Genomic DNA, 24258 nt, shown 5'->3' on the forward strand with positions numbered 1-24258 from the left:
CTTTTAATTTCTGTTACTTTCTTTTATGGTTCTCTCTTTAAATTGTTTTTCGGCAAAACGATATAAAATTGTCAGGTAAAATCGCTGTGCATTTCTATTTGAATTTCTATTTAAAATATAACTTTCATTTGTAGTTACCTGTTTCTGTACTCTGGAGTCCAGCACATTACTAGCATTTAAGCCAATTGTCATTTTATTAGACAGCAAACTTTTATTTAGAGTTATGTTTAAATAATGTAGTGATGCAGTTACTGTTTGCGCATTTTTGTTTTCTCCCTGGTAATCAAAAAATCCCTGAATATTAAAATCCTTTGGAAGTTTTACCTGAGCTCTAAATTGAATTTGCCAAAATTGATTAGAAAAATCAAAATTTTGATCTTCATAGAAACCTTCCTGCGAAAATTTGTAATAATTAAAACTTGAGTATAAACTTAATCGCTTTATAGGAGAGTAATTGATGGATGTTTCAAATCCATATCTGTCCTCTAAATCTAAATTCACAACCTGAACCGTAAATGAATTTTCGCCAGTTTTAGCAATATAATCCTGGAAAAAATCTGTGGTTCTATGGTAATAAACCGAAGCATTTATAGATACTTTTTCGAAATTTTTGTTTCCGGAAAGCTCATATGCATCTGTGTAGGATGGGTTTAAATCAGGATTACCAATATATTGATACGTAAAGTCTTTTATCTCATTAAAAGGATTTAAATCTAATATAGACGGCCTGTTAATTCTTCTGCTATAGCTCAATTGCGTTCCCAGTTTCTCAGAAAAATTATACCCAAAATGTGCTGTAGGAAACAGCCCATTATAATTAATGTCTTTCGTGAAAACTTTGTTTACATCACTAATTTTAACAGATGTATACTCGTCTCTTAACCCTAAGAGATAGGTAAATTTTCCCATTTCACTACCATATTGAGCGTAACCAGCACCAATTGTTTCTTTGTAATCAACATCATTATCCAGACCCTGATAAACTAACCATTGATCAGTTTCAAAAGTTTCTGCTAAGTACTTGTTATTTACCGTGCGATGCTCGCCTTTAAGTCCTGTTTCAAATTTCCCTTTCAGTTTTATTGGCGTAATATAATCTGTTTGTAAAACAAAATCTTTATTACCATTTTTACTGTTAGTTCTCAATTGTTGAGAAGTAGCAATTGTTGGATAAACCTGTTCTGTCAAAATGTTCCAGTCTTTTGTACTATCCCAAAAGTCATATTGAAAATCTATTGTGAACTTTCTGTCTTTCTTGTCAAAAGTTCTTAAATAATTCATTTCAACCTGATTATAGCTTCTGTTTTCTTTTGACTTCCCTGTCCTCAACAATCCGTTGTCTAATTTATTATTAATAAAATAATCATAATTTATAACTGATTTATCACTATCATTTGTATGATTAATATTGTAAGCCAGCGTAAATGTTTCTTTACTATTAAAAGAGTAATCCAGCCCACCATAAAACAATTGCCCGTCATCGTGTCGGTTTTCTTTTTCAACCTGATTTAAATTTGTATTTGCATTTGTTGTAGAGGCTTGACTAGATGTATATCTACCCAAATAGTCTGTATAACGGTTCCCTACAGTGGCAAAAAAATTAAGTTTCTCTGCTTTATAATTAATTGATCCTCCAATTCTGGAATCAATAGGAACACCGTATCTTAAAGAAACCTGACCGTTTATCCCTTCTTTTTTATTCTTTTTTAATATAATATTTAATATCCCTGCTGAACCTGTTGATTGATAACTGGCAGACGGATTTGTTATGACTTCTATACTTTCAATATTAATGGCCGGAATTTGATCTAATGCATTGTTTAATGTAAGTCCGGATTGTCTTCCGTTTATCAATATGGTTACATTAGCATTCCCTCTTAAACTAACTTGTCCGCTAACGTCAACGGAAACTGATGGTATATTTTCCAGTATATCTAAAGCAGAATTACTTTGTGCAAGAATATCTTTCCCTACATTAAATACTTTTTTATCTCTTTTAAATGAAACCGAACTTTTTTCGCCTACAACGACAACCTCTGCAAGAACGGTAGTATTTACTTCTAATTTTACAATTCCCAGATTAAACTTTTTATTTGATTCATCTAAAATTATTTGCTTAGAAAATGTATTATAATTAGTATAACTTACTTCTATAATCAATTTCTTCAAAGGAACATTTTCAATTTTAAACTCGCCATTTTCACCGCTTATTCCTCCTAAAATGATTTTCTTATTTTCATCCAGAATAGTAACATTGGCAAAAGGTAGTGGTTCAGATTTTTCATCTAAAACTTTACCTGAAAGAACTCCTTTAAAATTTGCTTGAGCTTGGGCTTTTACTAAAAAACATAAAAAAAGTAGTATTGAAAAACAACTTTTAAATTTAATTCTTATTTTCATTTTTGATATTTAATTTATAAATAATACTTTGAAGAATGATGTTACACATTAAAAGGCTAACGCTTCAAAATGATTTAGTATTCTGCAAGAAGAGATTTGTATTCAATAATTTTCTCACCAAATAATCTTTCTGAATCAACACCTTTTTGTTTGCAATATTCAAGAAGCTGATTTGATTGTACTATTGGTTCTGATTCGCTTGTGTATTTTATTGAACTTATATGTTTAAGCCATGGCTCCATACCCATCGCATAAACAAAAACAGTTTTAGCATAAAAAACATCGATCAGTGCTTTTGCCTGTTCAAAATTACATCCTGCTAATCTTCTTGATTCGTCCATATCTCTTTGTAAAGGAGTTGGCAATAATGGCCCATAAAGCCAGGATAATGGCGCTCCATGACATTCCATACCTAGAAATACAACATCAATATCACCTATTACCTTATGAATTCTTTCGTAAAGTTTGGGTGCAATATTGCATGAATCTGCAGCAAACAACATTTTAAACCCATCATTAAACTCTATACTGTGACATATTTTACTTCTCACGTCCAAATCACAATGTTCTCCTATAAAAGGTAATCCTGTAATTTTAAAATCAGGAAAGTTTTTAATTTCCATGTCACCAAGCTCTATAATATTTTTAAAACCTATCTTTTCAAACATAAGTTTAAGACTTGGATCCTGAATATTTCCTCCGCTGCATTTAGGAACTATTATATGACCAATCCTGCCTCTGATTCTTAATAATGTTTCAAATAATATATGATCCTGATGGTTGTGTGTAATTAATATATAATCGATTTTTTCCGGTAGATCTTCATATGAATATCTTGAAATATCGGTTTCATAACCATAGCTAATAATTGGATCGACAAGAATTGTGGTGTCTTTTGTTTCTGTCAATATACAAGCATGTCCAAAGTATCTTGTTAGTACTCCATCACCATCATATTTTTTATACTCTTTAGGTTTCTCGGTAGTAAAAAATGTTCTGAACAAATTTTCGCTGTCCTCATCTGTCAGTTCAAATATGTCAAGTATTTCCTGATACGTTTTAGGCTTAAGAGACATATCAAATAAGAGATCAATTTTTTCGCTGTTAAAAGGCAGGTCTAAGCTTAGAATTTCAGGAGATGGTAATTTTGGGGTACTTAATACAAAAGTTCTGGAATCATCATCCGAAACTAAAAAGAGATTAATACTTTGAATTCTTTCATCATAATATTCTGTTTCATACAATAATGATTCAAAAAATCTAAAGGATGGATTATTATTGATATCATAAATTAATTCTACCAGTCCTTGTAAACTTTCCGGAATTTTTGAGTACAAATCTATTAAAGCATAGCCTTTGGCATTATTTTTCAATAAATCATGCAGTTTCAAAATATCATCATTTAAGTCTAATAGTTTAGCACAGTTCTTTGTGGTTTTGTCTATTAAATTCTGAATTTCATCAACACGTTCTCCATTATAATCAATAAAAGGACCTCCAAGCATTTTTGGATTTTTTACTGCTGCAGCATGAATCATAGGGTTTTGAACATATGACTTCATGATTTTTAAATGTCTTGATTTGATGTTCATTGCGGCTGTTGCCGGAGAAACAATATGTGGCCACGCATACCAGTTGTCAATTAATGGCTCAATTACTAAGTTAGGTCTGATGTAAACTAAATCGTCGTTATTAAATTTCATATTTGGTTGTATTTAAGTTTTTAATTATTTATAATATTTTCGATTAAAAAAAAGTCTTCTTGTTTTGTATTTAAATATTCATATTCGCTGTCCAGATTAATTTCAATTACAAGCCCATTTTCATACATGATACTTTTGATACTTAACGGACTACTTTGAGTACTACTTTTATGGAGCACAACAGTTTCGTTACTTCCATTCTTTATATCCGGATTTTTAATTCCTGATGCATCAACGTTATTAAACGTTCCTAAAATAAACTCACTTAGATCGTAGTTATTTCTTGCTTTAAACGCCTTTTCAAGTACTGTGTATGGTATTTCCTGATGTTCTTTTGAAATCAAATATTGTTTCTGGATTGACAATGCCAGATCTTTTAGTGACGTTGCATTGTCGAGATTGATTTCGACAGGAATTCGATTTGTAAACTGCCCAATCTGGTTGGTTAAATCAAATCCCATAGATTCAGAGTCTCTCGAATCAACAGTGTATCTTATAAAAAAATGTTTATCATTTTGTACATAATTTCTAATACAAAATGCCAAAATAAAATTCCCCAACAGTAACTGGTTTACTTTACAGAATTGTTTCATTTCATTGAATGCTATCACATCAATTTTTACAATATGGCTGTTAATTTTTCGCTCTTTAGGATTTGAATATCCCAAAGGCAAATAGTTGCGTTTTGCAGGTTCCAGAATTCCTGAAAATAATTGTACCTGATTTTCGAGATCATTTTTGAATTTTTGCGATTCTATATACTCTCTTTGAATTTTTGAAAAAATACCGTTCCCGCCAACTTTAAAATCTGTGGTAATTACATTTTCATTATTATAGAGATCAAACAGTAATCCTGATATTATTTTGTTAGATTGATTATCTGTAATGACATGATGAATGGTTATATGTACTATAGCATTTTTATCATTATGAAAAACATCAATATGACAGAGATCTCCGTTTAAATAATCAAACGGTTTGTTTCTGACTTCAGTAAAGCATTCTTCTAAATTTTGAGTGTCATTTAAATCATTATAATAGTATTTTATCGCGGGAACAAAATCTGCAATAGCTATCGTTTCCTGAAAAATATCGCCATTGTTTCTGCTTAATTTTATTCTTAATTCCGGTACTAATTCAAAAAGACCGGTAATTGTTTTATCAAACTTTGTATTGTCAAAAGGAAACAATTCAAAAACAGAATGATTTACTGCATGAGTATAAGTGGTTTCATTGATGTATACTTTTTGATTAATTGATAACTGGACAGGATTTTCATAACTGTTTAAATTATTGAGCTGTTTGATTTCGATATCATATTTAGATAACAGTTTAACCAAATCTTTTATCGTTGGATATTTAAGGATTGTGATTGCAGATAATTTATATCCTCTTTTTTTTAATTTGGTAGAAATCATCATTGCTAATAATGAATTACCTCCTATTTCAAAAAAATTATCGTTAACTCCAATTTCATCAACAGGCAATAATTCGTTCCATATTTCAACCAATATTTTTTCCTCCTTTGTTATTGGAGCTTCATATCTTACCTTTTCCGGCTCATATAAACTCAAAAGTTTTTTTCTGTCCAGTTTACCGTTGTTTGTCTGTGGAAATGCTTCCAACTGAATAACAATATGTGGAATCATGTAAATAGGTAATCTTTTTTTTAGATGATCCTTTAATGTTTCTATTGCAATTTTATCTTTTGATATAATAAAAGCAGCTAATTTTGGATGAGCCTGCAGGTCTGTTTTAACAAGAACTGCTGCCGTTTGTATTTTATCAAATTCCAGTATCACCGTCTCGATCTCGCCAAGTTCTATTCGATAGCCATTAACTTTAACCTGACTGTCATTTCTTCCCAGAAACTCTATTTCTCCATTAGAATTCCATTTGCCAACATCGCCTGTTTCATACATGAGACCATTTTCTCTGAACGGATTATTTACAAACTTTTCATTTGTCAGTACTTCATTTTTGTAATATCCTTTTGCTAATCCGTCACCACCTATAAATATGGCGCCAACAGTACCAATTGGTTTTGGATTTAAAAATTTATCCAATACATACAATTGGGTATTATTTATTGCTTTTCCAATATTTGAAGCATCTTTAGGCTGTTCTATTTTTTTTATACTGGACCAAATAGTAGTTTCTGTAGGTCCGTACATATTCCAAACCTCCAGACTATTATTGATTAACTTTTCTGCAAGTGTTTCACTTAGCAAATCTCCTCCGCATAAAACTTTAAGTCCTTTGTTCCCTTCCCACTCAGCATTAAACAGCATTTGATAAAATCCCGGAGTAGCCTGAATTATGGTTGGTTGAATAATTTCAAGTTCCTTAATGATTAAGTCCGATTCTGATATTATACGCTGACTGGCAATGTATAAAGTGGAACCCGATATTAAAGGCGCAAAAAATTCTAATATCGAAATATCAAATGAATATGTGGTTACTGAAAACACAATATCATCTGCGTTAAAACCCGGCTTTTGCTGCATGCTCAGCATAAAATTAAGAAGAGACTGATGTCCAATTTTAACTCCCTTAGGATTACCTGTTGATCCTGATGTATAAATTACATACATTAAATCACTGGCATCAATATCTATTGCAGGTTGTTCTTTTGATTCCGTTTCAAAAACATCCCACAAATCAATATTCAAAAATTCTTTTTTATAGATTTCAAAAAGTTTTTCATTGCTTTGAGAAATTGTAATAACTATTTTGGAATTAATATCGTCCAAAATATATTTTGTTCTGTCTGCCGGATACTCCGGATCTATAGGCACATAGGCAGCGCCCGCTTTGATTATACCCAATATACCTATCATCATTTCTAATGATCGTTCTAAATAAATGCCAATTAACTCGCCTTTTTTTATTCCTTTTTTGACAAGATAATTAGCCAATTGATTAGAACGTACTTCTATTTCGTGATACGTTAAACCAGCATTTTCAAATTGTAGAGCAATTTTATTTGGTGTTAGTAAAACCTGTTTTTGAACAAAATCTAAGATTGTACTGTTTTGTGGATAGAAAGCTTCTGTCTGATTAAATTCATTTATTATTCTATCCTTTTCGTGGTCAGAAATTAGGGTATAGTTTTTTAATTGATCATCGGCACTATTAATAATTTTATTAAGTACATAATCGAAATGTCCTGATATTGCAATAACATCTTGTTTGTTAATAATGCTGCTGTTAAATTTAAAATCAACAGCTAAAACTTCGCGTAAATCGGCCTGAACAGACAATGGAAAAGTGTTATTTTCCTGAACAGAATAACTTTGAATTGCTAATGCATTATCTGAATCTTTTTCTTTGTACTTATTAACCGGAAAGTTTCGAAATATAAAAATGGTATCAAAAAAATCATTTTGAATAGTATTATACTTTTTAATATTAGTTAATGATGTATATTGAAATTCTCTTGCCTTTACATGTTTTTCCTGAATACTTTGAAGCCAACCTGCCATAGATTCGTTTTCATCAATTTTTGCCCGAAACGGAATCGTATTGATAAACATTCCTATTTTTTCTTCATATTTGATTTCAGGTGGTCTTCCGGACACTGTCACACCAAAAACAACATCATCGGCAGAAGTATATCTTGATAATAGCAACGACCATATCCCTTGTAATAAAGTACTGACCGTTATATTAGACTGTTTGGTATACTGAATAATCTTATCTGTTAACTCCTGATCAAAATTTAAATAAACATCGTCATATTGATCTTGTGCATCCTCACTTTCAAGCAGATTATTAATAAATGGCAATAATGAAGGCTCATCAAAGTCACGTAAATAAGTGGTCCAGAATAATTTTTCGTCCTCCTTATTAATACTTTTTATGTATTTAATATAATCCTCAAACTTATCTTCCTCACGCACTGGCGGAGTCTCATTATTGCTATATAATGTATAAGCCATGATAAACTCCTTCATCAATATTTGTCCGGACCAGCCATCCCATAAAATATGATGTTTAGTCCAGATCATTCTTATCGCTTTAGAATTTACTTGTACTAATGTTACGCGCATTAAAGGCGGCTTCTTGAAATCGAACTCTTTATTTCGTTCGTTTTGCAGCAATTTATCATACTGATTTTCTAATTCATCGCCTTCAAAATGGGTCAAATCTATAAACTCATAACCAAATTTCAACTTTTTATATACGCATTGCACCGGTATGCTAACCTGATCGTGAATAAATAAAGTCCTTAAAATCGTATGGTTTTTTATCACATATTCCCATGCTTTTTGAAAAGCTTCCAGATGTAGTCCTTCCGGGAATTCCATACTGAATTGTGTTTTATAAGCAGTACTTTTGGGATTATACAGACTATGAAACAAAATACCTTCCTGAAGCGGACTCAATTCATAGAGAGCAGCAACATCTTCTTTATTAATCTTAAAATTACTATTGCCTTTAGCTGTTATATCAGCTATTAATTGGCTTTTATTGTTTTTAATAAAAGTGATAATCTCTGCATCTTTTTTTATTGATTCAATTTCTCCTAAAGTTAATTTGCCTTCAACGCCCCTCAATAGCAAATCTGCACCCTGAACTTCAAGTGTAAGATTTAAGGAAGCTATTTTATTCAAAAATTCGTTCATAACTATTTAAAATGAAATATTTATTAATGGATCTTGATGTCTAGAATTTTATAACTCCTTCTGATTCAAAATCTGTGTTCTCAAATAAGCTATCAAGCTCATTCATACTTAGTTTATCCTGCAAATTAAAATCTGAAGGCGTAAAATCAGTTACCTCTTTGTCCAGCGTGTGTTGAATTAAATTAGTCAGGTTATTGATGTACATATTGGCTAGCATTTCGATGGTTTTTTTATCGTATTGCTTGTTAGAATAATCAAATGAAAATCCTAAAGTATTGTTGACAATGGCTCCTTTTACGACTATTTTATCTCTAACAGGGTACTTTTTATTGATGTGATTTCCAGTATCCTGATCTGCGCCAATGAACCAGTTACTTTTATTAATCACATTGTCCATCTGTCCTAAATAATTAAAAACCAAATCCCACGAGCTTCCTTTAAGTGAATTATTTATTTCAGCATCTGTATTTAGATATTTTAAAGCTCCATATCCTAATCCTTTGTCTGGAACATTCCTGATTTGCTCTTTTACAGATTTTATCAGTTCTCCTTCTGATTCAAAATCAGCGTTTAACAAAAGAGGATACTTATTTGTGAACCAACCCGTTGAATTACTAATGTCAATTTTTTCTGAGAATAATTCTCTTCCATGTCCTTCCAGTCCAATTACAACACTTGAATTTTTAGTCCATTCCCCTATTGTTTTTGCCAATGCAGCCAGTAAAATATCGTTAATTTCAGTATTGTACGCCTTATTAGCAGACTTGGTTAAAGATGTTGTCAGCTCTTCACTTATATTTATAACATAATTCTCAAGTGTTTCGCGATCTTGATATTCAGATGCATAATCTGTTTTAAAAGGAGTGAAATTTTGTTTTACGTTTTCCCAATAGGACTTCTGAAGCATTACCTTATTAGAATTGGCATAACTATTTAGCAGCGTGCTCCATTCGCGATATGAACCGGTTTTTAAACCCAATTCAACATTCACGTTTTGTACTAATGCATCTAAAATAATTTCCATTTCGTCCAAAATAATTCTTAAGGAAACCCCATCCACAGCCAAATGATGAAAACAAATGAACAATCTGTTGTGCTGCTCATAATCAGGAGTTTTGATAAATGAAAATTGTGTCAAATCTCCATTATCTAAAATTTTATTGTTTTGAATTGTTTCGCAAATACCCTTAATTGTATTTTTTAAATCTGACTCTTTTTCATTCGTTATATCAAAAGAATCAAAAACTCCAGTACTATTACTGTAACTTTGCATATAGGTATTTTCTTCACGCAAAAACTTTAATCGCAGCGTATCATGTCTTTCAACAATAATTTTCATAGCTTTTGCAAGATGTCCTTCATTTATACCTTTACTTATCTTAAAAAATAAGTTCATATTAAAATGTGACATATTAGAATTTTGTTCCTCAAAAAACCATTTTTGAATGGGAGTTAACGGCAATGTTCCTTCCAGAATTCCTTGTTCTGCAGTTACATTAATATCTGATTGATTTTCAAATGCATAAGAAAGATTTGAAATAGTTTTATGATCAAACAAATCCTGAACTATAAAATTATAATCCTTTCTTTTGGCTCTGCTTACAAATTGTATTACAATGATTGAGTCACCGCCTAAGGCAAAGAAATCATCGTTTATTCCAACTTTTTCAACATTTAATAGCGAAGACCATATTTCACATAAATCGATTTCTAATTGATTTCTTGGCGCTTCGTAATTATTGGTAGTTTCATGACCCTTTGGGCTTGGCAATGCTTTTCTGTCAATTTTTCCGTTACTGGTCAACGGCATTTCTTCGAGCGTTACATAAATCCCCGGCACCATATAATCTGCCAGTTGAAATTGCAGGAAGTTCTTGATTTCATCTTCTTTATAGTTTTCTTTTGGAGTCAGATAACAAACCAATCGTTTATGTCCATTTTCATCTTCATCAACAAGAACAATACATTGATTAACCATGTTACTGCTTAACACTGCAATTGCAATTTCGTTAGGCTCAACTCTGTATCCCCTTATTTTTACCTGATCATCTATACGGCCCAGGAAAATAATTTCACCATCCGGATTCATACGTACTTTGTCTCCGGTACGGTACAAAAATCCATCTCCAAATTTGTTTGCTATAAACTGTTTAGCTGTTAATTCCGGATTGTTCACATATCCTTTAGAAACTCCTAAACCGCCTATTAGTAATTCTCCAGATGTTCCTATTGGGCATAAATCCAATTCGTCATTTACAACATAAATGGAAGTAGATGAGAAGGGCTTACCTACCGGCACACGAGAATATAGTTCTTCTAATGAAACATAGTGAAGCAATTTACCAATGGTAGTTTCTGTTGGCCCATAATGATTTATAACTTCTACCGTACTATTTGCTGATCGTAATTTGTCTAAAACATCTACTGTTAAGGTCTCTCCTCCAAATATAATCATGCCATTAGGTAATAATAATTTATCCAGGGCTGATAATGCTTTCCAGTGAGAGGGAACAATTTTTATACAATCTATTGAATGATCAACAAAATATTGCTTAATTAATTCAGCATTCATAAGCGTTTGTTTAGAAAACCCATGTAATGTACCTCCGCCTAACAGGGATCCATAAACCACTGTTTTTCCTAAATCTGCAGAAAGTGAAGAAAGTAAACCAAAACTATTGAAACGACTCAATTTCAATGCGTCCTCTAAACCTGAATAGTAATCTACGACATTGGCATGGCTTACCATAACTCCTTTTGGTTTACCTGTTGTACCAGACGTATAAATCACGTATGCGGTATCTTCTTCGGATATATTCACCAGATTGTTATCTTCTTTTAAGTCCATAAATTCAGGATATTGAAGATCTACTGAAAATATAGGAACCTCAAACGAAGTCATTTCGAATAAGTCATCAGAAATAATTAATAGCGCTTTAATCGATGCGTCATCAATAATGTATTTTTTACGTTCTTCAGGAAGTGCTTTATCAATAGATACATATCCTGCACCCGACTTTAAAATTCCTAATAAGCAAAGCAAAGACCATTCGTTAGTATCCATAATTACACCAACGAGATCATTGGGTTTTAGCCCGTATGTTTTATTAAGATATTGTCCAAATTGCGTCGATTGTTTGTCTAAATCCTTATATGAAACACGCTCCGATCCAAAAACGTAAGCTATTGTATCGGGGTTTTTAAGAGCTTGTTTTTTAAACAGATCTATTATATTAAAACCTGAACTAACAAAAGGAACCGAATTATTATGCGTAGTTATTAAATTATTCTTTTCATCCTGAGATAAATAAGATAATTTATTGATGGTATTGTCTTTATTCTCTACAACACTCGTTAACAAATTTGTAAAATGATTTCTCATTTTCTCTATTGTGCTTTTTGCGAAAAGATCTGTGCAATAATTTATATTGACAGCGATACCATTTTCATTTTCATGAACAAAAAATGTAAGATCAAATTTTGCCACATTACTCTGATTTTCAAATAACTCATTGGTGATTTTTATATCATCAAATAAATTTATTTCCGGAGCAGGATTATTGTTAAAAACAAATAAATGCTGGAATAACGATGTACGGCTACTATCTCTGCCAGTTTCGATTTTATCTACTACTTTTTCAAAAGGCACTGCTACATGATCGTAAGCTTCTAGAATCGTAGTTTTTACAAGCTTTAATAATTCTGTAAAAGAAGTTGTTTTTTCAAATTCTGTTCTTAATGCCAGTGTATTTACAAAAAAACCAATTAGTGGCTCAAGATCTTTATTTTCTCTGTTAGAAACCGTAGTTCCTATACAAATATCGGTTTGGTTGGTGTATTTGTAAAACAGTGTTTTATAAACCGATACCAATAACATATAAAGTGTAACCTTTTCTGTTCTTGCAATTTCCTTAAGTTTAGCCGTAAGTGCTTCATCAATAAAGAAACTTTCATAATCACCTTTTGTACTTTGAATCGATGGTCTGTCAAAATCAGTTTGAAGATCCAGAATCTCAATTCCTTTTAGCTTATTCTCCCAATATTTTATCTTATTGCTATAATTTTCTTTTTCGAAATTATTTCTTTGCCATAAGGCATAATCTGCATATTGAATTTTTAATTCTGGTAAAACAGGTTCAACATTTTGAACTTTTGATTTATATATTTCTACAAATTCATTAATTAATAATGAAAACGACCAGCCATCTGAAGCAATATGATGTCTTACATTTAATAGTAAATACTCGTCTTTCGACAATTTTATTACGCTGGCACGTATCATAAAATCTGCCGACAGATCAAAATCAGAATTTATAGTTTTTTCTATAAATACTTCTAATTCCGGTGTTTTATCTTTGTTTTCAAATGCTTCAGTATATTCCAGTTTCCAGCCAGAATTATCTATTATACGCTGATAAGGGATTCCATCCTCGTTTATAAATACTGTACGTAATGATTCATGTCTTTCAATTATTTTTGAATATACATGTTCCAGTATTTTTATGTCGATTTCTCCTTTTATCCTAAATAAAGAAGGCTGATGATATGGCGTACTCCCTTTCCAGTTATCTATAAACCACAACCGTTCCTGTGCAAATGATAGCGGAATTCTTTCCGGACGCTCCTGAGCAATTATTGTAAACTCTTCGTCAATTTGAGATTCATTAAGTATAAAGGATGAAATTTGGGCGATAGTTGGTTTTTCAAATAAGTCGGCAATTGAAATTTCAATAGCTCTTTTATTTTTTATTTCAGAAACCAATCTGATCGCTAAAATAGAATGTCCGCCCAGAGCAAAGAAATCCTCATTGATTCCAACTCTTTCAACATTTAATAATGCCGCCCATATTGCACATAATTCTCCTTCCAATTCATTTCTTGGCGCTTCATAGGTGTTTCTACTTTCATTACCATTTGGTTTAGGAAGTTCTTTTCTGTTGATTTTTCCATTACTGGTCAAAGGCATTTTTTCTAATTGAATGTACATCGCCGGTAACATATATTCCGGCAAGCGCATTTGCAAAAAGTTTCTTAGTTCTTCTTCTTTGTACTGCTCATTGGCGGTTAGATAACAAATTAATCTTTTAGTACCATTTTCCTCTTCATCAACTATCACTGTTGATTCATTTACGGTATTATTGGCAAGTACTGCAATTGCTATTTCATTAGGTTCAACTCTGTATCCTCTAATTTTTACCTGATCATCAATACGCCCTAAAAAGATGATTTCACCTTTTTCATTCATTTTTACCTTATCACCTGTGCGATATACCACTCCTTCACCAAATTTATTGGGTATAAAATGTTTTGCTGTTAATTCCGGATTGTTAACATACCCTTTACTTACTCCGGAACCACCTATTAACAATTCTCCTGAAACACCTGTTGGACATAATCCTGATTCATCATTTACAATATAAATACCGGATGACGAGAATGTTTTCCCAACAGGTACAGTAGTATATACTTCCTGCAATGAAACTTTATGCAATAGCTTTCCTATCGTAGTTTCGGTTGGTCCATAGTGATTTACAATTTCAACAGTACTGTTTACTGCGCGCAACTTCTCTAAAATATCTACAGTTAAGGTTTCTCCTCCAAAGATAATCATGCCATTTGGCAACAATAATTGACCAGTTCCTGATATTGCTTTCCAGTGTGATGGAACAATTTTTAGACAATCTATAGATTCCTTAGTGATATATTCTTTAAGCGATTCAGCGTTCATTAACATCGGTTTTGAAAATCCGTACAATGTTCCGCCTCCCAATAAAGAACCATATAGTACCGTTTTTCCCAAATCAGCAGAAAGAGCCGACATTAATCCAAACTTATTAAATCTGGTTAACTGCAAACTTTCTTCAAGTCCCATGTAATAATCTACTACATTGGCGTGACTTACCATAACACCTTTCGGGTTTCCGGTTGTTCCTGAAGTGTAGATTACATAGGCTGTATCTGATTCTGAAATTTTTGCCAAATCTGAATTTTTAGCTTCAAAATCCATGAAATCAGAATATTGAAGATCAATCGAGAATATTGGAACATTAAAGGCTATGACATCAAATAAATCATCTGATAGTATCAATAAAGCTTTAATTGCCGAATCTTCTATAATAAATCCTTTTCTCTCTTCAAGAAGATTTTTGTCTATAAATACATATCCGGCACCTGATTTTAAAATTCCCAGCATAGATAGTAATGACCATTCATTAGTATCCATCAAAATACCAACCAAATCATTATTTTTTAATGAATAGGTGTTTCTCAAATAGCTACCCAGAGCATCAGAAATGAAATCCAGTTCCTGATAGGTAAATGATTTAGATTCAAAAACATAAGCGATTTTCTCAGGATTCTTTTTTGCCCGTATTTTAAATAAATCCAATATTGTTACTGTTGAAGTTTCAAATTGAACTGGATTATTGTATAATTTTAGTAAAGTGGCCTGTTCTTTATCTGATAAATATTGTATTGCAGTAATGCTTTTAGTTGTGTTATCTAAAACATTGTAAAGCAATTGTTTAAAGTGTACAATTAATTTTTTAATATTGTCATTTTCATATACATCTGTATTAAAATTTATATCAAAATACAAATGACTACCCATTTTATGGAAAACAATTACCAAATCTGTTTTTGAAACTGTTTTTCCCAAATCCAAAATTTCATCAACGTTTTCGATACTTAAAGAAAGTTTCTGATCGTTTGCTTTTGTCTCAGGCAATCCAATTATAACATCAAATACCGCACTTCTCGAAGAATCTCTTATTAAGTTTAAATCTTCAATTATGGAATCAAATTGATATTGCTGAAAATTAAAACTCTCTAATGTGTTTAATTTTATTTGATTAAATAATTCATCAAAACTATTTGAAGGATTAATTTCATTTCTTAAAGGCAATGTATTTATAAAAAAACCAACCTGATCGTCTAGGTCAACATGGTCACGACCGGCAACAGGAGCACCCAATATAATATCCTTTTGATTTGAATATTTATAAAATAATGTGTTCCATAAAGTTAATAACCCGATATAAAGACTACCTCCATTATTTTTACAGTATGCTTCGAGTTTGCTTGTAGCTTCTTCAGAAATATAAGACCCCAACATGTGCCCGTTATAGGTTTTTATTTTAGGTCTGCTTTTTTCACTTGGCAAATCCAGTACAGGCAGATCTCCTGCTAATGCATTTGCCCAAAATGCTTTATGTTTCTCAAAGGCACCATTTCGTATCTGTTCCTGCTGCCAAAAAGCATAATCATAATATTGTATTCTTAGCTGAGGTAAATTAGGAACTTTTCCTTCCTGATAAGCACCATAGAACGACAATGTATCACGAAATAACACTTCTGTAGACCACGGATCTCCAATGATATGATGAATGTTTAAATACAATACATACTTTTCTTCAGAGATCTTAAAAAGATTAATCCTGAATAATGGTCCGTTTTCTAAGTCAAAAGGTTTATGTGTATCTTCGTTTATATACGATTGTATAATGGATGAATGATCCGCTTCTTTGATAAAATCTACATGATTAATAGTAACATTAAAGTCTGCGCTTGGTAAAATCCATTGTCTGATTTCTCCTTCTTCATTTTTTCTAAAAACAGTTCTTAGTATTTCATGTCTCTCAATTAAGTCATTAATAGCCTTTTTAAAATTTTCGATATTAATATTTTGCTGTATTTCAAAAGAAGAAGGAATATTATAAGCAACTGCTCCTTTTTCAAAATGATTCAAAATCCACAAACGACGCTGGGAAGAAGATAATTCATAGCTTTCCTGATTCTCAAGTTTTGGAATTTTCAACTTTAATCCGTCGTCAATAAGATTCTTTTCCTGCGATAACAGGTAATTTTCCAGTGCTTCTTTATGCGTTTTAATCTCGTTTAGTAATTCTGCGCTAATTGAATGAGTACCATCTTTAAAAACCTTAAGTTTTCCGTTCTCCAGTTTTAATAACAACTTATTATCAATTATCTTCTTTAAAATATTTTCCATATGAACCATTACTTTTTTCGTACTACTTATTATTACTTCTTGGGATTAACTATTAAATATCTAATTCAATTAAATTATCTTCTTCCATAAGGCTTTGCTGCGTAAGGAATGCTATCTCCAGACTGAGGCTGCTTATGGTAGGTTTATTAAAGAAGCTTCTGAAATTTATTTTTATTCCAAACTCAAAACTGATATTGTTAATTAGCTTCATTACTAAAAGGCTATTACCTCCCAATTCAAAAAAGTTATCATTAATACCTATTTTATTGCCCGGCAGCAACTCCTCCCACATTACTACTAATTTTTCTTCAACAGCATTTCCGGCAGGAACATATTCACTTTTACTGCTATTTTCATCCGTTACATCCGGAAGCGCTTTCCTGTCGATTTTACCGTTGGGAGTTAGTGGAAATTCTTCGAGTTGAATAAAATTATTCGGAATCATATATCCGGGTAATATTTGTTCTAAAAAGTCTTTCAATTCACCGGAGTTTACTTTTTTGTAACCAATAAAGTAAGCCGCCAAAATTGATGCTCCGGATTGGTTTTCTTTTGCCACAACTACAGCCTGATTAATTTGTTCGTGACGAAGCAATACACTTTCTATTTCTCCCAATTCTATTCTGAAACCATTTATTTTAACCTGATTATCAACCCTGCCTAAATGTTCTAGTGTACCATCTGGCAGCCATCTGGCTAAATCTCCTGTTTTATAAATCCTTTTTTTATGGTTTGTATCAATTTCAAAATCAAAGAATTTTTCTTCGGTTAGCTTTTCTTCCTGATAATATCCTCTGGATAAACCATCTCCTCCAATACATAATTCTCCTTTTACACCTATGGGACAAATTTGTTTGTTATTATCCAAAATATAAATCTGGGTATTTTGTATTGGGTTTCCAATATTCAATCGCACCTCATTCTGAGCTTTTTGAAATGTAGACCAAATGGTTGTTTCTGTTGGTCCGTACATATTATATATTGCTGCTGACGATGCCTGAAGCCTTAGTTTAGCTAATAATTCATTTGAAAATTTTTCTCCTCCAACGATTACATTTTTCAATGATTTCATAAACAAATGCGACGTTTCATCTTCTAGCAAAGCTTCCAGATAAGAAGGTGTAATTTGAAGAGACGTTATAGGTACATTATTGTTTAAAGAAACCGATGCTTCTTTTTTACTTTTTGAATAAAAGTCTTTAAGAGTCGTTAAATGTTCCAATCCATTAATAACATCTTCGTCTGAAATACCAAAATCAATTAAACAAGCAATTTCTGTAACTCCAATAGCATGTATTTGTGCTGCAATTTTTTTACAGGATTCCGGTGTTCCTAATAATGCGGCTGTTTGCCAATATCTTTCGAATGCCAAATCCAGTAAATCATTCAAATCGCTTTCGCTAATGCTAAAAACATCTTTATCTAATCCTTTTGCCAAATTCTGGATAAGTCCCAAGCTTGATCTCAGGTAAGACTTAAACGGATCTCTGGCTTTATTTTTTACTTCTTCAAGATCTGTTCCTATGTAAGTATGAAGCATTAAAGCAATTTTTGCATTTTCGACCGCATATCCATTTTCCAGTAATGCTTCCTTATATACTCGAATATTATTAGCTAAATCCTTTAGTTCCTGCCCTAATAAATGCGTTAAGATATTCGCCCCAATTTTTCCTGCACTTCTAAAAGTTTCAGCACTTCCGCCAGAAGTAATGTATATTTCCAGATTTGTATTTACAGGTCTTGGATATGTTTTTACCTCAATTTCCTGATTCATTCCATTTGTTCGATTTACAGACCCTCCTTTCCATAATGTTTTTAGCTCCTCAATCTGGGTGTACATGATTTGTTGTCTCGTCTGATAATTTTCAGGCTGTAAAACAAAATCATCTGCATGCCAGCCGGATGCAATTGACAATGCCACTCTTCCATTTGATAAATTATCAACCACAGACCATTCTTCTGCCACCCTTATTGGGTCATGCAAAGGCAATACAACACTACCGGAACGTATTTGAACATTGTTTGTAATTGTTGCAAGTCCTGCCCCTAATACAGATGGATTAGGAAAAATGCCTCCAAACTCATGGAAATGTCTTTCAGGCAACCATATCGCCGAATATTCATTTTCGTCTGCGTAAGAAGCAGATTGTTTTAAAAATTTATACTTGTCATTTGATGTGTTTTCTGAGCTTGAAAAATAGAATAAACTAAAATCTAATGTTACAGACTGATCGTCTACATAAGCATCAAAGTTGTTTAAAGCGTTATCTGACTTTAAAGTAACAGCGATTCCGTTAGTAAGTGTCCAGAACAATTCCAGTATTGAAATATCAAATGAAATTGAAGTAATTGCCAGTAAATGATCGTTCTCGTTCAGGGGAATAGAATCATTCATTCCAAACACAAAATTTGTCAGGTTTTTGTGTTCAACCATTACTCCTTTAGGATTCCCGGTAGTTCCGGAGGTATAAATAACGTAGGCTAAATTTCGGGAGTGTACCTTTTTTTCAGGATTCAGCTTGGAATATCTTTCTCTAACTGTAGCAAAAATTGCTATTGCACTATCATCCAGAACAGCTATACTATTACTGTTTGACTCAATATATGCAATACGTTCTCTTGGATAACGAGGATCAATTGGCACATAAGCTGCTCCGGATTTAAGCACTCCTAACATTGTGACAATTAGTTTCTCGCTTCGTTCTAATTTTATGGCAATTAAATCATCCGGATTAATGATGTAATTACTTTTTAAATAATCCGCTAATTGATTGGCACGTTCGTTAAGTTCCTCGTACGTTAGTTCTATGTCTTCAAAAATTACTGCAACTTTTGTTGGCGTTTGTTTTACCTGCGCTTCAAATAAATCAATTACAGTTAAGTTCTCCGGATAAATAACGTTAGTGTCATTAAAATCAATCAATAATTGATTTTTTTCTAAACCAGTTAAATAATCTACCTGAGAAACTGGCTTATATGGTTCTTCCAAACAGATTTCCATTATATTTTCAAAATGAGAAAATATTTTTTCTATAACCTTACGATCATAAATATCTGTATTGAAATCAATATATAAGGCTAACTGATCTGTTTCAAAAAAGGTAAAATTAATATCAACCTTTGCTACTTTATGATCAAATTCATACGTACTAACTTCTAAACTGTGTAATTTTTCAGTATTAAAATTATTCAACTGTGTTTGGCTTTGAAGCCCAATCATGACATCAAATAAAGCAGAACGACTGGTATCTCTTTTTAAATTTAATTTCCCTACCAATTCAGCAAATGGATAGTCCTGATGCTCGTAAGATTCTAATAATGTTTTCTTTTCTTTATTTACTAATTCTAAAAAGTTAATGTCATCTTCAAATTGTGTTCGTATCGCAAGAGTGTTTAAGTACAACCCAATTTGATTCTCTAAATCCGGATGCTCTCTTCCTGCAATTGGAGTACCAACTATGATATCATTCTGACCTGTATAGCGTTTTAATAAAACATTTATTCCTGCCAGTAACGTCATAAATAAAGTCGCATTGTGCTGTTTTGAAAATAGCTTTAATTTTTCGAAAAAGTCTTTCGAAAATGTATAATCTACTGTTTCTCCGGCATACGTCTGAATGATTGGTCGTGTTTTAAAACTTGGCAGATCCAGCACTGGTAATTCACCTGAGAATTGTTTTAACCAATACTGTTCAGAAATTTTATGCTTCTCTTGTTGCGCAGCCGAATTAAGCCATACTGCATAATCTTTATATTGAATATTTAATGTTGGAAGATTTATTTCGTCTCCATTAATTAAGGTATTGTAGATTTTGACAATCTCGGATACAATTATTTCCATTGACCAGCCATCACCAATAATATGATGTAATGTCAATAAAAACAGATGCTCATCCTCTTTTAATTTGATTAATGAAGCTCTTAAAAGTCGTCCTTCTTCTAAATTAAATGGTACCGAATTACTTTCCTCCAAATATTTTAAAATTGCATTCTCTTGATTTTCAACAGTACTAAAATCTTCTTTAGTTATAGCGAAGTTTACTTCATTGACCGGCGCAATAAATTGCCTGATTTCTCTATCCTCATTAGTCTTGAAACTTGTTCTTAAAATTTCATGAGCACTAATTAATACTTTAAATGATTCCTCAAACTTATTTGCGTCAATCTCTCCTTTTAATTTAATAGCAGTTGGCATGTTATAAGCCAAAGATCCACCTTCTAACTGACTCAGAATCCATAATCTGCTTTGAGAAGAAGACATAGGATATGATTCTGATTCCGGTGCTTTTGGTAAAGCGTTATATTCATTTATTTTTAATTCTTTGCTTATCCCTTCAATCGTTGGATTTACAAAAAATGTTTTAATAGAGACAGTTTTTTCTAGTTGCTTATGAATTCTATTAAGAACCTGTACTGCACTAAGACTATGTCCGCCGAGTTCAAAGAAATTATCCGTGATACCAATTGTTTCTACTCCCAGAACTTCCTGCCAGATCTTTACCAATTCGATTTCCAGATCAGTTACCGGAGCAACATATTGTTTTCTGAGTAAATCAGTTCCTGCAACCTCCGGTAATGCCTTGCGGTCAATCTTTGCGTTGGGTGTAAGCGGGAAAAAAGGCAGCTCAACATAAAAACCGGGAATCATATATTCCGGAAGTCTGCCCTGCAGATACTGACGTAAATCCAGTTTGTCAATCTGCTGATCACTTGTATAATAAGCAACAAGTACTTTATCACCCTGGATTTCCTTTGCGCTTACAACCACCTGACTCAGTTCTTCTGAATATTGTGCCATACACGTTTCGATATCACCCAACTCTATGCGGAATCCCCTGATTTTAACCTGATGGTCGGTTCTGCCTAAAAAGACCAGTTCGCCATCCGGAGTCCATTTTCCAAGGTCTCCTGTCATGTACATTAAGGTATCTTTGATAAATGGATTGTTTATAAAACGTTCGCTTGTGAGTATTTCATTTCTGTAATATCCTTTGCTCAAGCCATCACCGGCAATATAAATTGCTCCTGCAACGCCTGTGGGAACGGGCTGTAAACAAGCATCCAAAAGATAAAACTGGGTATTCTGGATTGGTTTTCCAATAATGCCAGCATCCTGTGGACGGGTAATTCTTTTCAGGCTTGACCAGATCGTAGTTTCTGTTGGTCCATACATGTTCCAGACCGATGCGCTGCTCTGTTCTAACCTCCCGGCAAGGGATTCGCTTAGCAAATCTCCTCCACAGAGTACTTTTAAATCTTTGCTTCCCTGCCAGTCTGCATTAAACAACAACTGATAAAAACTCGGTGTACCCTGAATAATAGTTGGTTTTATAACCTGTAGTTTTTCAATAATCAGGTTTGCATCCGATAAAACTTCCTGACTCGCCACATACAATGTCGCTCCCGAAATTAGCGGGGTGAAAAATTCCAGTATCGAGATATCAAAGGAATAGGTGGTTACCGAAAATAAAATATCCTGTTGATTCACGCCGGGAACTTCCTGCATGCTGGTTAGAAAATTAACCAGTGAGCGATGCCCGATCTCTACTCCTTTCGGATTACCCGTTGAACCTGATGTATAGATAACATAGGCAGTGTCGTCAGGGGAAACTTCGGGTAGTTTGTTGTGTTGTGAATCTCTGGCGTTTTTCAGGATATCATCCAGTGCCAGTATAGTCACATTTGGGGTTTGCTGTAATTCATACGGCGCTTCGCTAATGACTAACTTTGCATGGCTATCATTTACAATATAGCTTAAACGCTCTGCCGGGAAAGCAGGATCAAGCGGGATATAAGATCTTCCTGATTTTAAGATTCCAAGCAATACTGCCACCATAACCGCTGATCTGCCCAAGAGTACTCCTATTGGAGAGGTGTCTTTCTCTCCATATGTTGTATGAAGGTATGCTGCTATACTGTTTGATAAAACATCTAGTTCCTGATAAGAATAGGACACCAGATCATCTTTCAAGGCTATATGATCCGGAGTTCTCGCTGCCTGCTCTTCAAAAAGGGCAACAACGGTTTTATCCTGAGAATAAGCCGCTTTTGTGGCATTGAAGCCTTCCAGCAATGTGTGTTTTTCTTCCGGTGTCAGGTAGTCGATTGCTCCAATGGCCGTATCGGGATTCTTTAGCGATTCATTAAGGAAGTTCTCTAAATGAACAAATAAGCGTTCGATCAGGTAACTGTTGTAAATATCTGTATTGTACTCAATTGACAACTCAAGACCCTTGTTTTGCATAAAGGTCAGGCTAAGGTCGAACTGTGCTGTTTTGCGTTTAAAATCATAAGGACTTACTGTAAATCCGTTCAGGTCATTTTTCTCAATGGTGTGCAGATCTGACTGGTTCTGAAGTACTACCAGTACATCAAACAAGGCCGAACGGCTCATGTCTCGTTTGAATTTTAATCCCTTTATAAGTTCATCAAATGGATAATGCTGGTGCTCGTAGGCGCTCAGAAGCACTTCTTTTTGAACTTCTGCCAGGTTTAGAAAACTTTCCCCGGGAGTTATAGCCGTACGGATGGCAAGGGTATTGAGGTACAATCCGATCTGTTTTTCCAGATCAGGATGTTCCCTGCCCGCTATTGGGGTACCTAAAATAATATCTTCCTGACCGGTATAACGCGACAATAGTCCATTGATTCCTGCCATAAGAAACATAAAGAGCGTAAGGTCGTGGGCAGCGCAAAATGCTTCTGCCTTTTCCAGCAATTCAGCAGGAAAACGATAACTCAGGCTGTCTCCGTTGTAAGTCTGCATTAAAGGTCGGCTCTGGAAAGACGGAAGGTCCAGTACAGGCAAACTGCCCTTGAATTGTTCCTGCCAGTATAGGGCTGAGGAACTGCTCTTTTGCTGTTGTTGTTCGCTCTCCAGCCAGGCTGCGTAATCCTTGTATTGGATATCAAGCACCGGCAAAGCTGCTGCTGACGAATCAACAAGGCTATTGTAAAGTTGTACGATCTCTGAGAGCAATAGCTCCATCGACCAGCCATCGGCTATAATATGGTGAAGGGAGAGTAAAAATACATACTGGTCCTGCTTTTGCTTCAGCAATGATCCACGAATAAGTGGTCCGTTGGCAAGGTCAAACAACTCATTGTTTTTTTGATGCAAACTCGCTAAAATTGCTTCCTGCTGGTTTTTATGTGAACTGAAGTCTTCGTGGATGATCCTGAAGTTCACCTGGTCTTCGGGCAGGATGTACTGACGGATCTCATTTTGTTCATTGGTCCTGAAAACCGTGCGAAGGATTTCATGGCGTGCGATAAGCGCCCGGAACGAGGCTTCGAACTCTCTCTGATCTATATTACCGCTAAGGGTCACTGCGGCAGGCATGTTATAAGCCAAAGATCCCTGATCGAGCTGGCTTAATATCCATAAACGACGCTGTGAGGCAGTAAGGGCATAAGAATCTGATTCTTGTATTCTTGCTATTGGTTCATAACTTCCTCCCTGCTGATCTTCTTCAAGAACCTCAGACACACCGGCGATGGTGGGATGGGTGAAAAACGT

5 protein-coding genes and 2 pseudogenes are annotated in these 24258 nt (G+C 33.5%); all 7 read right to left on the minus strand.

Annotated elements, in window-relative coordinates:
* Positions 1-3: 3 nt before the first annotated feature.
* Positions 4-2400 (minus strand): outer membrane beta-barrel family protein, encoded by a 2397-nt coding sequence (locus KHA90_RS22115; RefSeq protein WP_213306756.1) that lies wholly within the window; start codon positions 2398-2400, stop codon positions 4-6.
* 74 nt (positions 2401-2474) lie between these two features.
* Positions 2475-4103 carry an MBL fold metallo-hydrolase gene (locus KHA90_RS22120; protein ID WP_213306759.1) on the minus strand — a complete coding sequence of 543 codons (1629 nt, stop codon included), beginning with the start codon at positions 4101-4103 and terminating at the stop codon, positions 2475-2477.
* 20 nt (positions 4104-4123) lie between these two features.
* Positions 4124-8731, minus strand: a complete 4608-nt coding sequence (locus tag KHA90_RS22125) for a non-ribosomal peptide synthetase (RefSeq protein WP_213306762.1) — start codon at positions 8729-8731, stop codon at positions 4124-4126.
* Positions 8732-8771: 40 nt separating this feature from the next.
* A complete protein-coding gene (locus KHA90_RS22130; protein WP_213306765.1) occupies positions 8772-16739 on the minus strand; it encodes a non-ribosomal peptide synthetase in 7968 nt (2655 codons plus the stop codon).
* 52 nt (positions 16740-16791) lie between these two features.
* Complete coding sequence (locus tag KHA90_RS25930) at positions 16792-19053, minus strand: MupA/Atu3671 family FMN-dependent luciferase-like monooxygenase (RefSeq protein ID WP_449536188.1); 2262 nt, start codon at positions 19051-19053, stop codon at positions 16792-16794.
* Positions 19048-19662 (minus strand): annotated as a pseudogene (locus KHA90_RS25935) (AMP-binding protein); the annotation flags it as partial. The gene KHA90_RS25930 and the pseudogene KHA90_RS25935, both read right to left, overlap by 6 nt.
* A 9-nt stretch (positions 19663-19671) precedes the next feature.
* Positions 19672-24228, minus strand: a pseudogene (locus tag KHA90_RS25940) (amino acid adenylation domain-containing protein); the annotation flags it as partial.
* Between the last annotated feature and the right edge of the window lie 30 nt (positions 24229-24258).

The sequence above is a fragment of the Flavobacterium psychroterrae genome (genome assembly GCF_018380615.1).
Taxonomy (GTDB): domain Bacteria; phylum Bacteroidota; class Bacteroidia; order Flavobacteriales; family Flavobacteriaceae; genus Flavobacterium; species Flavobacterium psychroterrae.